The organism is Dickeya sp. NCPPB 3274 (genome assembly GCF_000406205.1).
Classification (GTDB): domain Bacteria; phylum Pseudomonadota; class Gammaproteobacteria; order Enterobacterales; family Enterobacteriaceae; genus Dickeya; species Dickeya fangzhongdai.
Genome location: NZ_CM001979.1, coordinates 3,739,594 through 3,754,854 on the forward strand (window position 1 = coordinate 3,739,594; position 15,261 = coordinate 3,754,854).

Annotated in this window: 11 protein-coding genes, 4 tRNA genes and 2 pseudogenes; 7 read left to right on the plus strand and 10 right to left on the minus strand. The window is 57.1% G+C overall.

What is annotated here, in order from left to right; translation table 11 throughout:
- Window positions 1–35: 35 nt before the first annotated feature.
- A complete protein-coding gene (gene gltX / locus DXX3274_RS16660) occupies window positions 36–1,451 on the minus strand; it encodes a glutamate--tRNA ligase (RefSeq protein WP_038666680.1) in 1,416 nt (471 codons plus the stop codon).
- 318 nt (window positions 1,452–1,769) lie between these two features.
- Here gltX and DXX3274_RS16665 point away from each other — a divergent pair.
- From DXX3274_RS16665 to DXX3274_RS16685, 5 genes are all read left to right on the plus strand, one after another.
- Window positions 1,770–1,845: transfer RNA gene (locus tag DXX3274_RS16665), tRNA-Val, on the plus strand.
- Between the two features lie 44 nt (window positions 1,846–1,889).
- Window positions 1,890–1,965: transfer RNA gene (locus tag DXX3274_RS16670), tRNA-Val, on the plus strand.
- Between the two features lie 53 nt (window positions 1,966–2,018).
- A tRNA-Val gene (locus DXX3274_RS16675) sits at window positions 2,019–2,094 on the plus strand.
- A gap of 7 nt (window positions 2,095–2,101) precedes the next feature.
- Window positions 2,102–2,177, plus strand: a tRNA-Lys gene (locus tag DXX3274_RS16680).
- 327 nt (window positions 2,178–2,504) lie between these two features.
- Window positions 2,505–2,939 (plus strand): DoxX family protein, encoded by a 435-nt coding sequence (locus tag DXX3274_RS16685; protein ID WP_042860738.1) that lies wholly within the window; start codon window positions 2,505–2,507, stop codon window positions 2,937–2,939.
- A gap of 87 nt (window positions 2,940–3,026) precedes the next feature.
- Here DXX3274_RS16685 and DXX3274_RS16690 read toward each other — a convergent pair.
- From DXX3274_RS16690 to dgt, 7 genes and pseudogenes are all read right to left on the minus strand, one after another.
- Window positions 3,027–3,980: pseudogene (locus DXX3274_RS16690) on the minus strand (sulfate/molybdate ABC transporter ATP-binding protein); the annotation flags it as partial.
- Window positions 3,970–4,854: a sulfate ABC transporter permease subunit CysW gene (cysW, locus tag DXX3274_RS16695; protein WP_042860740.1), complete on the minus strand. Its 885-nt coding sequence runs from the start codon at window positions 4,852–4,854 to the stop codon at window positions 3,970–3,972. The gene cysW and the pseudogene DXX3274_RS16690, both read right to left, overlap by 11 nt.
- A gap of 9 nt (window positions 4,855–4,863) precedes the next feature.
- Window positions 4,864–5,676: a sulfate ABC transporter permease subunit CysT gene (cysT, locus tag DXX3274_RS16700; protein ID WP_042860741.1), complete on the minus strand. Its 813-nt coding sequence runs from the start codon at window positions 5,674–5,676 to the stop codon at window positions 4,864–4,866.
- Window positions 5,677–5,773: 97 nt separating this feature from the next.
- A complete protein-coding gene (locus tag DXX3274_RS16705) occupies window positions 5,774–6,784 on the minus strand; it encodes a sulfate ABC transporter substrate-binding protein (protein WP_042860742.1) in 1,011 nt (336 codons plus the stop codon).
- Window positions 6,785–7,069: 285 nt separating this feature from the next.
- The gene (locus DXX3274_RS16710) at window positions 7,070–8,227 is read right to left on the minus strand and encodes a CdaR family transcriptional regulator (protein WP_038666661.1); all 1,158 of its coding nucleotides are present in this window, start codon (window positions 8,225–8,227) and stop codon (window positions 7,070–7,072) included.
- Between the two features lie 173 nt (window positions 8,228–8,400).
- The gene (degP, locus tag DXX3274_RS16715) at window positions 8,401–9,852 is read right to left on the minus strand and encodes a serine endoprotease DegP (protein ID WP_042860743.1); all 1,452 of its coding nucleotides are present in this window, start codon (window positions 9,850–9,852) and stop codon (window positions 8,401–8,403) included.
- Between the two features lie 164 nt (window positions 9,853–10,016).
- Entirely contained in the window at window positions 10,017–11,534 is a 1,518-nt protein-coding gene (gene dgt / locus DXX3274_RS16720; RefSeq protein ID WP_042860744.1) for a dGTPase, read from the minus strand.
- Between the two features lie 188 nt (window positions 11,535–11,722).
- Here dgt and mtnN point away from each other — a divergent pair, with 188 nt between their 5' ends.
- On the plus strand, window positions 11,723–12,424 hold the full coding sequence (gene mtnN / locus DXX3274_RS16725) for a 5'-methylthioadenosine/S-adenosylhomocysteine nucleosidase (RefSeq protein ID WP_042860746.1): 702 nt from the start codon (window positions 11,723–11,725) through the stop codon (window positions 12,422–12,424).
- Between the two features lie 50 nt (window positions 12,425–12,474).
- On the plus strand, window positions 12,475–13,293 hold the full coding sequence (btuF, locus tag DXX3274_RS16730) for a vitamin B12 ABC transporter substrate-binding protein BtuF (protein ID WP_042860747.1): 819 nt from the start codon (window positions 12,475–12,477) through the stop codon (window positions 13,291–13,293).
- 72 nt (window positions 13,294–13,365) lie between these two features.
- Here the strand turns inward: btuF and erpA are convergent, their stop codons facing one another.
- A complete protein-coding gene (gene erpA / locus DXX3274_RS16735; protein WP_038666648.1) occupies window positions 13,366–13,710 on the minus strand; it encodes an iron-sulfur cluster insertion protein ErpA in 345 nt (114 codons plus the stop codon).
- Window positions 13,711–13,790: 80 nt separating this feature from the next.
- A pseudogene (clcA, locus tag DXX3274_RS16740) lies at window positions 13,791–15,189 on the minus strand (H(+)/Cl(-) exchange transporter ClcA).
- Between the last annotated feature and the right edge of the window lie 72 nt (window positions 15,190–15,261).

A 15,261-nucleotide genomic window follows, 5' to 3' on the forward strand; every position in this document is an offset into this window, starting at 1 on the left:
AGGGTTTTCGTTAATAACAGCTTCGTTCGAAGCGATTATTGCTGGGCTTCACGCTCGCTGATAAACGCCAGCGCCCGATCGATGCGCGTCAGCGTACGCGACTGACCAATGGCATGTACCGTCACATCAACGCCCGGAGACTGGCCGGCGCCGGTTACCGCCACGCGCAGCGGCATCCCGACTTTCCCCATCCCTTGCTGCAGCTCGTCGGCGGTGCCCTGAATGGCATGGTGGATATTTTCCGGCGTCCAGTCGGTGATAGCCGCCAGCTTGCTACGTACCAGTTCCAGCGGCTGACGCGCTACCGGACGCAGGTGTTTCTTCGCCGCATCGGCGTCAAACTCGGCGAACTCTTCATAGAAGTAACGGCAGGACTCGGCGATTTCCTTCAGCGTCTTGCAGCGTTCGCCCAGTAACGTCACCAGCTCGCTCAGTTGCGGGCCGGTACGGGTGTCGATGCCTGCCTGTTCGATATGCCAGGACAAGTGGGTCGCCACATATTCCGGCGGCAGGTGATTAATATAGTGGTGGTTCAGCCACTGCAGCTTCTCGGTATTGAACGCACTGGCGGATTTGCTGACGGCATCCAGCGAGAACAGCTGTTTCATCTCATCAATAGAGAAGATTTCCTGATCGCCGTGAGCCCAGCCCAGACGCACCAGATAGTTGAGCAGCGCTTCCGGCAGGTAGCCGTCATCGCGATACTGCATCACACCCACCGCACCGTGGCGTTTGGACAGTTTCTTGCCGTCATCGCCCAGTATCATGGAAACGTGTGCGTATTCCGGCACCGGCGCGCCCAGCGCTTTAAGAATATTGATCTGCCGTGGCGTATTGTTGATATGGTCTTCACCGCGAATAACGTGGGTGATGCCCATATCCCAGTCATCGATCACCACACAGAAGTTATAGGTCGGCGAGCCGTCGGTACGACGGATGATCAGGTCATCCAGTTCAAGGTTGCTGAATTCGATAGGGCCACGAATGCGATCGTCAAAGACAACCGAACCGTCTTGCGGGTTACGGAAACGCACCACATGCGGTTCATCATCCGCGTGATGTTCGTGGGAGTCGCGGCAACGGCCGTCATAACGCGGTTTGTCGCCGTCAGCCATCTGCTGCTCACGCAGGGCTTCCAGACGCTCTTTGGAGCAATAGCATTTATACGCCGTGCCATTTTCCAGCATCTGGTCGATAACCGCGTTGTAGCGGTCAAAACGTTTGGTCTGATAGTACGGGCCTTCATCCCAGTCCAGATTCAACCAGTTCATGCCATCCATAATGGCGTCAATCGCCTCTTTGGTCGAACGCTCCAGATCGGTATCTTCAATACGCAGAACAAACTCGCCGCCATGATGACGGGCAAACAACCAGGAATACAGTGCGGTACGGGCACCGCCAACGTGAAGATAACCAGTCGGGCTGGGCGCAAAGCGGGTTTTGATTTTCATTGGGATTACGGCCTTCATTAGACAGCAACGGTCGGTCAACACCAACCAGGATTCCGGACTGTGCCCCGCCATCAAGGGTGAGCGCCGTCAGCGCGCGACACAGCCTGCTTAAAGTGGGCAATATTCTATCACTCCCCCCCGATTCCTCAACGCTATAACCGCGCCGACTCAGGCTTAACCCCGGTAAAATGCGCAGGGATTCAACGATAACGCCCATAAATACGGCACATCGCCTAATTTTACAACGAACGACTATTTTCGTTTTAAAAAGCGTTGACTCATATTCAAGTATCCCTATAATGCGACTCCACACAGCGGGGGTGATTAGCTCAGCTGGGAGAGCACCTCCCTTACAAGGAGGGGGTCGGCGGTTCGATCCCGTCATCACCCACCACTCTTTAGAGTGCCGCGCTGTGTAAAGTAAGAAGAATTGAGATTGGGTGATTAGCTCAGCTGGGAGAGCACCTCCCTTACAAGGAGGGGGTCGGCGGTTCGATCCCGTCATCACCCACCAATCTCATACCAGCTGTCTTCTTATGACAATGAAGTACAATGAAGTACAGAAGTGGGTGATTAGCTCAGCTGGGAGAGCACCTCCCTTACAAGGAGGGGGTCGGCGGTTCGATCCCGTCATCACCCACCACTTCTGCGGGTCGTTAGCTCAGTCGGTAGAGCAGTTGACTTTTAATCAATTGGTCGCAGGTTCGAATCCTGCACGACCCACCAATTACCTCGACCAGTCCGGTCATGTCCTCAAGAATCATGAAAACCGTGTGCGCTACCGCGCAGGGTAATTTCTGATTTCCCGTGCCGTTTTTTTTTAATTTCTGCTCCCGTCGCCTTCAGATTGTCCTCTCGCTACGAACAACATGCTTTATCACCACCCGTGTTCAAACACCCGCCAGACCGTATCTGCTCTCGCCAATGTTCAAAAGTTCGCCATGCATCACGCAAAATTTTTGATAAGGAACGTCAAATGTATTGGTTTTTTATTCCGTCGCCAAAAGACGACACTAGCATCGTAATAAAACGCATTCCTATAAGGGTAAGACGATGATAGCTAAAGCCAATAAATTCTTTACCGGTTTAACCGACCATCCGGACGGCGGCAAACTGTTGCTGCGTTTGACCGTCGGCATTCTGCTGCTGTTTCACGGCGTCGCCAAAATCGAAAACGGTGTGGGTTGGATCGCCGGCATGCTGGCGCAGCACGGCCTGCCCGGCTTTATCGCCTACGGCGCCTACATCGGCGAAGTCCTCGCCCCCATCCTGATTGTTTTGGGCGTGTTGACCCGTATCTCTGCGGCCGTGGTAGCGTTTAACCTGCTGGTCGCGACGTTGCTGGTCACAATGGGCAAATTGTTTACCATCACCAATGTGGGCGCATGGGGGCTGGAAGGGGAAGCGTTCTACTTCCTGTGCAGTCTGGTGATTATGCTGGTGGGCAGCGGCCGTTACTCCGTGGTCTCTAACGAAGACTACCGTTAATCTCCGCATGCTCTTGAAAAAAACGCCCTTACGGGCGTTTTTTTATGGTCAGATTTCCCAGTCGTGGTTATAGCGTTTCGGCTTGAACTGTACGACATCGCCGCGGTGCAACCCGGCCAGCACCTCGTCATCATGCGCTACTTCCGCTTCGATCAATTCATTGTTGCCGTCAACCTTCAGCACCAGCCGAGTCAGCGCGCCCAGCGGACGGATATCCTTGACCACCACCGGCTGAAAGTCAGCCTGCGTCTGTTTCGACAGCGTCACCTCATGCGGGCGGAACTGAATAGCCTGATCATGGCCGGCCAGTTTCAATCGGTTGCTGTCCCCCAGGAAGTTGTAGACAAACTCGGTAGCCGGGCGGTTATACACCTCATCAGGCGTGCCAATCTGCTCGATGACGCCCTTGTTCATCAATACGATGCGGTCCGCCACCTCCATCGCTTCCTCCTGATCATGGGTGACAAACACCGATGTCAGGTTAATTTCTTCATGCAGACGCGACAGCCAGCGGCGCAGTTCTTTACGCACCTTGGCGTCCAGCGCGCCGAACGGCTCGTCCAGCAACAAAATACGCGGCTCCACAATCAGCGCCCGCGCCAGAGCGATACGCTGGCGCTGCCCACCAGATAACTGCTCCGGGTAGCGATCCGCCAGCCATTCCAGTTGCACCATATTCAGCAGTTCGCGCACCTTGCTTTCGATATCCCGCTTTGACGGCCGTATCGCTTTCGGTTTCATACGCAGCCCAAACGCTACGTTATCGAACACCGTCATATGCCGGAACAGCGCATAATGCTGGAACACAAAGCCGACATGACGATCGCGCACATCGTGTCCCGACACATCTTCGCCGTGGAACACAATATTGCCGCTGTCCGGCGTTTCCAGGCCGGCGATAATGCGTAACAGCGTGGTTTTGCCGCAACCGGACGGCCCCAGCAGCGCCACCAGTTCGCCGCTCTGGATCGATAAATTGATCTGATTGAGGGCCCGGAACTGACCAAACTGCTTGTTAACGTTGTGAACCTCAATGCTCATTACCGGTCAGCTCCTGTTGTTTCTCTTGTTGTTTCGACAAATGCGCTTCGCTCCACTGGCGCAGCAACAGCACCACCAGCGACATCACCAGCAGCAGAATCGCCACGCTGAACGCCGCGACGATGTTGTATTCGTTGTAAAGAATCTCGATATGCAGCGGCAAGGTATTGGTCAAGCCGCGAATATGGCCGGACACCACCGACACGGCGCCAAACTCGCCCATTGCGCGGGCGGTACACAACACTACGCCGTAAATCAGCGCCCATTTCACATTCGGTAATGTGATGTGCCAGAACATCTGCCAGCCGTTCGCACCCAGCAGCCTGGCCGCCTCCTCTTCCTGACTGCCCTGTTGCTCCATCAGCGGAATCAGCTCGCGCGCCACATACGGCAGGGTGACAAACATGGTCGCCAGCACGATGCCGGGCACGGCATAGACGATTTCCAGATTATGTTCGGTCAGGAACGGATACAGCTTGCTCTGAGCGCCAAACAGCAGCACATACATCAAGCCGGTTACCACCGGCGACACTGAAAACGGCAGGTCCAGCAATGCCAGCAGCAGCGATTTGCCGCGGAATTCAAACTTGGTGACGCTCCAGGCGATCGCCAACCCGAATACCATATTCAGCGGCACTGAAATGACCGTCGCCAGTAGCGTCAGCTTGAGCGCAGACACTGCATCCGGTTCGGTGATCGCATTCCAGAACGCGCCGATACCGTTATGCAATCCCTGGGTCACCACCATGATCAGCGGCAATACCAGAATCAGTAAAAATACCGCCCACGCCAGCGTGGTGAGCACATAAAAGGCGACAGGGCGTCTGACGGAGGACGGACGCACCGTCACAGGCGCAGAAATACTGTGATCCATGCTCATCCTTTATAACTTCGGTTGAATGCGCCGTTGCAGCAGGTTGATCAGCAACAGCATGATGAAAGAGACAACCAGCATGAACACGCCGATACCGGTCGCGCCCTTGTAATCGTACTGGTCCAGTTTGGAAACAATCAGCAGCGGCAGGATTTCCGTCTTGAACGGAATGTTGCCGGCAATGAATACCACCGAGCCATACTCCCCCACGCCGCGAGCGAACGCCAACGCAAAACCGGTAAGCCAGGCGGGCAAAATGGCCGGCAGCAGGACATGGCGGAAGGTCTGCCACGGGCTGGCGCCCAGACAGGCGGAAGCTTCTTCCACTTCTTTGGGAATATCGGCCAATACCGGCTGCAACGTGCGCACCACAAACGGTAGCGTGACAAAAATCAGCGCCAGCGTGATGCCAATCCCCGTGTAGGCGATACGGAAAGGAAACAGCGAACCGATCAGCCCGTTCGGCGCATACAGCGACGTTAGCGCAATCCCCGCCACGGCGGTAGGCAAGGCAAACGGCATATCGATCATCGCGTCGATAATCTTCCTGCCGGGAAAGGTATAACGCACCAGCACCCAGGCCAGCAACGTCCCCAGAACGCCGTTGACGAATGCCGCCGTCAGCGCGGAACCAAAGGATAATTGCAGGGAAAACAGTACCTGGCGGCTGGTGATCAGTTCCCAGAACTGGATCAGCGTCAACTGACTGGCGTACAGAAACATGGCCGCCAGCGGGATCAGGACAAGCAGCCCCAGATAGGTAAGGCTAAAGCCCAGAGTCAGACCAAAACCGGGAATGACCGGTGAAATACGTCGCGACATAACAAGCCTTTCAATGATGAAACACGGATTGCCGACTCAGACAACCAACGTGGCAAAACCGCCCCGATGGAGGCGGTTTTAACGCTCAGAATACAACTTATTTATTAATCTGTTTGAAGATAGCGTCGAACACCCCGCCATCATCGAAGAATTTAGGCTGCGCGCTTTTCCAGCCGCCGAACTCTTCATCGATCGTCACCAGTTTCACCGGCGCAAACTGAGATTTAAATTCTTCAGCGATTTTGGCGTTGCGCGGACGATAGAAGTTTTGCGCGATGATACGCTGCCCTTCGTCGCTGTAGAGATAGTTCAGATAGGCTTCCGCCTGTTTACGCGTCCCCTTGCGATCCGCCACTTTGTCGACCACCGCTACCGGCGGCTCCGCCAGAATGGACAAGGACGGCGTGACGATTTCCAACTGATCGCCGCCCTGTTCTTTCAGCGACAGATACGCCTCATTTTCCCAGGCAATCAGCACATCGCCCAGTTGACGCTGAACAAAGCTGATGGTTGCGCCACGCGCGCCGGTGTCCAGCACTGGCGCATGCTTGTAGAGTTCGGTCACGAATTTCTGCGCGCTTTCATCGGTTCCGCCCGGCAGATGTTTGGCATAAGCCCAGGCCGCCAGGAAGTTCCAGCGGGCGCCGCCGGAGGTTTTCGGGTTCGGCGTGATGACCTGCACGTCAGGTTTAATCAGGTCATCCCAGTCCTTGATATGTTTCGGGTTGCCTTTGCGCACCAGAAATACAATGGTGGAGGTATAAGGCGTGCTGTTATCCGGCAGACGCGCCTGCCATTTAGGGTCGATCAACGGCTGATTGAGATTGAGCGCATCGATATCGCCCGCCAGCGCCAGCGTCACAACATCCGCCTGCAGCCCGTCGATCACGGAGCGTGCCTGCTTGCCTGAACCGCCGTGGGAGTTTTTGATAGAAATCGTTTCGCCGGTCGTCTCTTTCCAGTGTTTGATAAACGCCGCGTTATATTGCTGGTAAAATTCGCGGGTTGGGTCGTAAGACACATTCAGCAGTTCCGTGGCAGCCGAAGCCATACCCGAAAATAACAACGCGGCAGTAGCCAGCGACCATCCCAAACGACGCATTGACATTATTATTACTCCCCTCAAAGTCTGCCCGTTGCCTGCGCGAGCGATCAAAAGAGCCCCAGAGTCCGGCGGCCTGTCATCATGCAACCGGAACAGCGGCTAAACGACGCAACTGTATCCGGTTTTATCTATGGAAGGGACAATAGTGGATAAGGCGGGAGGGAAAAAATACTGTTTCGAGATAATTTATACTCTCGGGTTATATTATTGACGGCTTAACAGTGCATTTGAATCTAAGGTAAGCGGCAGGCCAATCGCCCGCCCTTATCGTCGTCATCGACACGAGAATTACTGCTCTTCATCCAGTTGCAGCGCGACATACAGCAACAGCCGATCGTCAAAATTGCCCAGATCCAGTCCGGTCAGTTCGGATATACGGTTTAACCGGTATTCCAGCGTATTGCGATGTACAAACAGCGCCTTGGCGGTCGCTCCCGGCTGCACATTGTTGCGAAACCAGGCGTTAAGGGTACGGCGCAACAGGCCATTGCTGTCCATCGCCTTCAGCCTGGCCAGCGGGCGCACCAGTTCGTTGGCCTGCCAGCCGCCGCGCAGACTATCAAGCAGCACCGGCAGCATCAGGTCCTGATAGAAGTAACTGCGCTGCGCCGGCATTCGCTGTTTGCCGACGCTCATGGTGGTTCGGGCGGTACGGTAGGAACGCGCGATGCTGCCGGGACCGGTGAAATAGTTGCCCAGCGCCACCCGCACCCGTAACCGGCTGCTCTCCTCCATACGCGACAACAGCGTATCGACGCGGCGGCGATGCTCTTCCGCATCCCAGCGGCCGTGATTGTTCAGCGCCGGTTTCAGCACCACCATCTCCGTCAGCGAGACAATCGCAATCAGATTGTTGCGCTCCGGCGTCGTCAGCAACGTCTGCAATTGCTGTAATTCGGCCATCGCGCTGTCCACCCCTAGCTGACCGCTGTCAACCTCCACCACCGCCGCCACACGCGGCTGATTGAGGTCAATGCCGAGGCGCTGCGCCCATTCCATCAGCGCCGGCGACAGATCATCGGTACGGATCAGGTTCAGCACCAGTTCTTCCCGCAAACGGCTGTCCTGCGCCAGCATGTGCAGCAGTCGCGCCTGCTCCAGCATCATCTCGGCCGTCATGCATACCAGTTCGCCGTACTGGCGCAACTGACCAGGATTGCCGGTCAGGCCAATTACGCCGACGATTTCACCGTCGATTTTCAGCGGCAGGTTGATGCCCGGCCGGACGCCGTGCAGATGCCGCGCCACCGCGTCATCGATATCCACCACCCGTCCCTGCGACAGCACCAGCAGCGCGCCTTCATGCAATTCCCCAATACGCTCCCGATCGCCGCTGCCGATAATCCGCCCACGCGCGTCCATCACATTGATATTACTATCAATGATTTTCATGGTACGCGCGACGATCTCCTGTGCCAGTTTGTTATTCAGGTGGTATGACGCCATTTCAACCTCGAGGGATAGAGACAACCGCACCAGCATAACGCCGGGTATCGCGTCATACATTGTGCAAATGAACAAAAACCGGGGAATCACACAGAATCTGTGGAAGAACTCACAAAACAGGCGGGAAATGGCATGACCGGATGTCGAAGCGTCCGGTCATGCCCATAGTCAGGTTATTGAATCAACAGGTAGAGATCGCTGTTGCCGCGTCGGATGCTCAGCGCCAGCACCGGAGGTTTACTGTCGATGATTTTGCGCAGCTCACCAATATTTTCTACCGGCTGCTGGTTCACGCCGAGGATGACATCATCAGGCTTCAGGCCGATTTTCGCCGCCGCAGAATCCGGTTTCACCTTATCAACCTTAATGCCTTTCTGGCCGTTGATCTGGGTATTGCTCAACTCAGCCCCTTCGATCGCAGAATTCAGATTGCCGGACGCCACCTGCGATTGCGTGCTCTGTTGCAGGGTCACCTCCACCGTCACCGGTTTCCCTTCACGAATCAGCCCCAGCGTCAGTTTGCTGCCCACCGGCAGCGACCCAATCTGGGCACGCAGGGCGGAGAAGCTGCTGATGGGCTTGCCGTTCATCGACACAATCACATCGCCGGCCTTGATACCGGCTCTGGCGGCGGCGGAATCCGGTTGCACCTGGCTAACGAACGCCCCGCGCTGGGCATCCACTTTCATCGCCTTAGCGATATCGGAATTCAGCTCAGTGCCCAAAATCCCCAGTTCGCCGCGTTTGACCTCACCGTATTCGACAATCTGGCTGACCAGGTTTTTTACGATATTACTGGGAATGGCGAAACCGATGCCGATGTTGCCGCCGCCCGGCGCAAGGATCGCGGTATTCAGGCCAATCAGTTCGCCATTCAGGTTGACCAGCGCGCCGCCGGAGTTGCCACGGTTGATGGCGGCGTCGGTCTGGATAAAGTCTTCATAGTTTTCAATATTCAGCCCGCTGCGACCCAACGCGGAGACAATCCCCGAGGTGGCGGTTTCCCCCAGACCATAAGGGTTGCCGATCGCCACCGCGTAATCCCCCACGCGCAGTTGATCGGAGTCCGCCATCTTAATCTCGGTCAGGTTACGGAAATCCTTCAATTGGATCAGCGCCACATCCGAGCGCGGATCCTTACCGATGACCTTGGCGTCGAACTTGCGGCCGTCACTGAGGCGAACCTGAATCTTGTCGGCGTTTTCCACTACGTGGTTGTTGGTCACCACATACCCTTTGGCCGCATTGATAACCACCCCGGCGCCCAGCGCCTGGAATGCCTGCTGCGGCGCGCCTTCCCCACCGCCCTCGCCCTCGTCATCATCGTCTTCACCCTGACACATCGGCGAAGACTGGAAAGGCGATCCTTCCTGACAGAAAGGCGAGTTTTCGCCGAAGAACGGTGGCAATTGCTGTTGCGCCGCGCCACGAGTGGCGGTGGTATGCCCTTCAACAGAAATATTGACCACCGACGGCATCACCTTTTCCAGCATCGGCGCCAGGCTGGGCAACTGCGCGCCAGACGCCGACACCGATTCTGCGGCGGCGGCGGTACCAGGCAGCGTCCCCACGGCCATCGCCAGACTTAATGCCAGCGCGCTCAGCATCAATGATTTTCTTTTCATAGCGATATGTCTCACATTCAGTCAACGTGCAAACTCTGACGGCTACATTCAGCGGTCAGGCGGAATGAAATCACTATGCGCAGCAGCGCACGTTCTGTGCAAGATGGTGAAGAGTAAGGAAATATTGACCGTATTTACAAAACATTCCCTCTCGTCAACCGCTCTCAATCCACCGCCATCAGCCGACGGTATTCATCGTAGGCGTATAAGTCGGTCATACCGCTGATGTAATCGAGAATCAGCCGGGCGCGGTAGTAATACTCCCACACCTCCTGTTCGGCGTCGGCTAATGCCGTCAAGTCGCAAGTCGCCTCGCGGTAGGCGTGGCAATGCTTGCTGGAGAGCTTGTGGTACAACCGGGTTTCGATCGGATAGCGCTTGTGGGTATCGTCATTCACCAACTGGCAAAAATCGTGGTACGGCATGTTCAGCAACGGACTGTAGATCTCCAGCAGGCCGCTGATGATGCGATCGCCCTGCAGTTCCAGTTGTTCAACTTCGTGGTGATTAAAAACGAACTTTCTGGCGACATCTTTAAAGATCTTTAATAATCGCCCGTAGTCGTCCTTGTCCTCTTCCAGCAGCGAACGGTTGAAGCTACCGTTATAAATCGCCGGCAAGTGCTCAATAAAACGCCGCGTCACGTATCCCACCATCGTGTTGACCGTGTTCACGCGCAGTTTCATGAAAAACTGGTCACTCTCGCTGCGCCCTTGCATATGCTGCCGTTCGGTGTACGCCCGTTCGATGGTACGGCTGAACACGTCCTTCTCCGCCCGCGATCCCCAGGCGTCCCCCAGCCGTTCGTACAGTTGCTGGTAAGTCACGATCTTCTTCTCCACCGCATCTTCCAGATCGGCGATGCAATAGGAGATATCATCCGCCGCTTCCATAATGTAGGTCAGCGGATGACGGTGAAATTCGCCCATCCCCAGTTCGCTGCGCAGTTGCCGGACAAACGTCTCTTCCGACAGGTAAAACCCGGCTTTTTTCATCAGGTAGCTGTAATCGTGCGGGATGGGCTGCGCCCAATAAGCGGGTTTGGTGTATTTCAAAATGCAGCCGACCTGGGCATAGGTCAGATTAAGCTTGAGCAGCGAATGCACTAATCGGATCGCCTGGGCATTGCCTTCGAAGTTGCTCAGATCATGGCGGATACGGCTGCGCAGCGCGTTCAGTTCCGCGTCCCCCTCGTCATCCAACCGCAGACAGGCCACCTGACAGAGATCTTCGCTGGCGCCCGGCGGTTTACCTTCCGGCGCCAGCCGCTGACTGAACCAGTTATTGATCGCCGCCTCGCCAAAATGCCCGAACGGCGGATTGCCGATGTCATGCATCAGGCAGGCCATTTCGATCAGACTTTCAAACGGCGTTTCCAGCGTTCCCAGCCCCAGCGCGCCCAATTGCCCGTTTTTGCGCAATTGCCCTAGAATTTCCTTGGCGATATAGCGCCCGACCTGCTGCACCTCCATCGAGTGCGTCAGACGGGAACGTACGGCGGCGTTGCGCTCCAACGGGAAAACCTGGGTTTTTTGCTGTAACCGACGGATGGCGGCGGAATTGATGATACGCCCGCGGTCGCTTTCGAACTCCCTCTCGATGGCGTAGGCATCTTTTTTGTCTTTCGGTTTACTGAAAGGCCGCTGAAAACTGATTTTCTTCGAAAAATCGATATCAGACATACTGCTCTCCATGTAATGCCCTGATTAAGCGGTGCCCCGCGTCTGAACGTCGTACCGCGAGCGTTGATGCCAACAGGCGGGGCGCCGACTCAGTCATAGCACGTCCCCGGCGGGGGCACAATCGCTGCACGGCCTAAGCCGTGATAGACTAAACTTTTGTGACTTTTGACAAATCGGTGGGGAACCCTATGAAAGTTGGCATTATTGGCGCAATGGAACAAGAAGTGACGCTGTTGAGAGAACAGATCCAGAACCGCCAGACCTTCCAGCGCGCGGGCTGCGAGATCTACAGCGGCCAGTTGCACGGCGTGGAGATCGCGCTGCTGAAATCCGGCATCGGCAAAGTATCGGCCGCGCTGGGCACCACGCTGCTGCTGGAACACTGCCAGCCGGACGTGGTGATCAATACCGGTTCCGCCGGCGGTCTGGCGTCTTCACTCAAAGTGGGCGATATCGTGGTGTCCGACGAAGTGCGCTACCACGACGCCGATGTTACCGCATTTGGCTACGAACCCGGCCAGATGGCGGGTTGCCCGGCCGCGTTTGCCGCCGATGAAAAACTGATCGCGCTGGCGCAGGACGCCATCGGCCAGTTGCAGTTGAACGCCGTTCGCGGGCTGGTGGTGAGCGGCGACGCCTTTATCAACGGTAAAGAGCCGCTGGCGCGTATCCGTCAGACCTTCCCGCAGGCGATCGCTGTGGAAATGGAAGCCACCGCCATCGGCCACGTCTGCCATCAGTTTGGCGTACCGTTTGTGGTCGTGCGCGCCATTTCCGACGTGGCGGATCAGGAGTCGCACCTCAGCTTTGACGAATTCCTGGCGACCGCCGCCAAACAATCCACCCGCATGGTGGAAACCATGCTGCAGTCACTGGCGCAACAGCGCTAATCCATCCCAGACCGGGGTTACGGCCCCGGTTGCTTAACGGGAGACGCTTTTTGAAGCCCTGGTATTTTCACGCTCTGTGCTGTCTGGCGCTGCTGTGGCTCGTCCCCTGTCGGGCGGAGCCGGTGGCGCAGCGCGTCGTCAGTCTGGCGCCGCACGCCACCGAAATGGCGTTTGCCGCCGGGATGGGCGAGCGGCTGGTGGGCGTCAGCGCCTGGTCCAACTATCCGCCTGAAGCCGGGCGCATCGAGCAGGTCGCCACCTGGCAGGGCATCAATCTGGAACGCATTCTGGCGCTGAAACCGGATCTGGTGCTGGCCTGGCGAGAGGGCAACGCTCAGCGGCCGCTGGAGCAACTGGCGTCATTCGGCATCCGCATTCTGTACCTCGATCCGGCCACGCTCGACGACATTCCGCGCCAGTTGGAGATGCTGGCGCAGTACAGCCCGCATCCGGAACAGGCGCGGGAAGCGGCGCAGCAATTCCGCCAGCAGCAACAGACGCTGGCGCAGCAGTACGGGCAGAGCACGCCGGTGCGGGTGTTCCTGCAATTCGGCAGTCAGCCGCTATTTACCTCATCGCGGGCGACGCTGCAAAGCCAGGTGGTCAGCCTGTGCGGCGGCGACAACGTATTCGCCGACAGCCCAATGCCCTGGCCGCAGGTGAGCCGCGAGCAGGTTATCCGGCGCCAGCCGCAGGTCATCGTCATCAGCGGGCCGCCCGGCGCGGCGGAGCAGGTCACGGCATTCTGGCGACCGCAACTGAACCCTGAGGTGATCGCAGTCAACGAAGACTGGTTTAGCCGTACCGGCCCGCGGCTGATGCTCGCCGCAGAGCAACTGTGCCGGCAATTCGCCGCGTGGCGACGCTGACGCGCTGTTAGCCAGACATAAAAAAACCCGTGCGCCGGTCAGGCCACGGGTTTTTCTTAACGCAGAATACCGTCAGATGCTGAAAGAGGAACCGCAACCGCAGGTAGTTTTCGCGTTCGGGTTGGTCACGACAAAGCGGGAACCTTCCAGCCCTTCGGTGTAATCCACCGAACCACCGATCAGATATTGCAGACTCATCGGGTCGACCACCAGGGATACCCCTTGTTTTTCAATGGTCATATCACCGTCGTTAACCTGATCGTCAAAGGTAAAACCGTACTGGAAGCCGCTACAGCCGCCGCCAGTGATGTAAACCCGAAGTTTCAGTTCCGGATTATCTTCATCAGCAATCAGGAGTTTCACCTTGTTAGCCGCCGCATCCGTAAACTGCAGGGGCAGTGCTACATCATCGCTCATTTTTTTACTCCCAATCCAATATCGGGCGGTATTCAACAGCCCTCGTTATCGTTTTATTATCCAACAGCCCCCGGCAACGTTCAAGATTTGATGCCGACGTTCGGCGCGATGACGGAAGCTTCCTGTTGCGCCTGACGTGCCAACGTGCGCGCCAGAATACAGGAATAGAGCGGCTTGCCGCCGAGAAATTGCGCCACCAGCGTAGCGCCGAGGCAGGTGATGATCATTGGCAAAATCAGCTGGTAGTTATCGGTCATCTCCAGCACCAGTACGATGCCGGTCAACGGCGCGCGGACTGACGCGGCGAACAGCGCCCCCATGCCCGCTACGGCAAACGTACCGGCCCCCAATTCCCAGGCCGGAAACAGATGCGCGCACACCATGCCGAACGCCGCGCCCAGCAACGTGCCCAGCGACAGCATCGGCGCAAAGATGCCGCCCGGCGCGCCTGAGCAGAAGCAGAGCAACGTCATGCCCACCCGCGCCAGAAAAATCGTCAGCAACATCCCCACGCCATAGTGTTCCGCCGCCGCAATCGGGATCAGCGCAAAACCGCCGCCGGTCGCATCGCTGAACGCCAGCGTCATCAGCCCGGACACACCGCCGGCCGCCAGCCCGACCAGCAGAAAACGCGGCATTGAATGGCCGTGAAAACGCAGGAAACGCGCCTGCGCCCCCAGCACCAGCGCATTGAACAAGACCCCCACCGCGCCGAATAAAATACCCAGCAGCAAATACAGCCACAGCGTACCGACCGGCGCGGACGGCAGCCGACCGACATCGATCACCGCCTGATCGCCCTCCAGCAAGCGATAAACCACACTGGCCATGATCACGCCGATAAACACCGCTTTGATGGAAATCAGGCTGTAACGAAACTGCGGGCGCATCTCCTCAATGATGAACAGAATCCCGGCCAGCGGCGCATTAAAGGCTGCCGATAATCCCGCCGCTGCGCCGGTCGCCAGCAGCGAATGGCGCATTTTCCGTTTTCCGCCCCGGGAACAGATCGGCCACCATGCCGCCGATATTGCCGCCCAGTTGCACCGTCGGCCCTTCCCGCCCCAGCACCATGCCTGCGCCCAACGTTCCCATACCGCCGAAGAATTTCACCGGCAACACCCGCCACCAGCGCACCGGGCGCAAATCTTCCAGCGCGCCCTCGATTTCCGGAATACCGGACCCCCCCGCCTCCGGCGCGAACCGCCGCACCAACCCGTAGCCGATCGCCGCCAGCAAGGCTGAGATCAGGATACTCAGCGGCCATACCCAGTCGCTCGCCGACAAGGCCGACAGCGAAGTCAGTCGCCAATGTTGCACCACATTGACCGCCTGATTGAATCCTACGCCGACCAAACCAACCAGCGTGCCGGTCAGGGCAGCCATCAGCAGGATATACACCGGTGTTTTGTCGCGGCGAACGAGTTGTCGGATAGCGGCGTTGCGTACCGTAGCCGGTAAAGAAAAGGAAGAAGGCATGACAGCAATATCAGGGTTAGCAGACAGACAAGGCGACCATTCTAGTCCCGTATCCGCTGCCTTGCCCAGCCT

What these genes read in the sequence shown, in the direction of transcription:
- gltX (WP_038666680.1), bottom strand. Translation starts at nt 1,451, where the DNA reads ATGAAAATCAAAACCCGCTTTGCGCCCAGCCCGACTGGTTATCTTCAC.
- DXX3274_RS16685 (WP_042860738.1), top strand. Translation starts at nt 2,505, where the DNA reads ATGATAGCTAAAGCCAATAAATTCTTTACCGGTTTAACCGACCATCCG.
- cysW (WP_042860740.1), bottom strand. Translation starts at nt 4,854, where the DNA reads ATGGATCACAGTATTTCTGCGCCTGTGACGGTGCGTCCGTCCTCCGTC.
- cysT (WP_042860741.1), bottom strand. Translation starts at nt 5,676, where the DNA reads ATGTCGCGACGTATTTCACCGGTCATTCCCGGTTTTGGTCTGACTCTG.
- DXX3274_RS16705 (WP_042860742.1), bottom strand. Translation starts at nt 6,784, where the DNA reads ATGTCAATGCGTCGTTTGGGATGGTCGCTGGCTACTGCCGCGTTGTTA.
- DXX3274_RS16710 (WP_038666661.1), bottom strand. Translation starts at nt 8,227, where the DNA reads ATGGCGTCATACCACCTGAATAACAAACTGGCACAGGAGATCGTCGCG.
- degP (WP_042860743.1), bottom strand. Translation starts at nt 9,852, where the DNA reads ATGAAAAGAAAATCATTGATGCTGAGCGCGCTGGCATTAAGTCTGGCG.
- dgt (WP_042860744.1), bottom strand. Translation starts at nt 11,534, where the DNA reads ATGTCTGATATCGATTTTTCGAAGAAAATCAGTTTTCAGCGGCCTTTC.
- mtnN (WP_042860746.1), top strand. Translation starts at nt 11,723, where the DNA reads ATGAAAGTTGGCATTATTGGCGCAATGGAACAAGAAGTGACGCTGTTG.
- erpA (WP_038666648.1), bottom strand. Translation starts at nt 13,710, where the DNA reads ATGAGCGATGATGTAGCACTGCCCCTGCAGTTTACGGATGCGGCGGCT.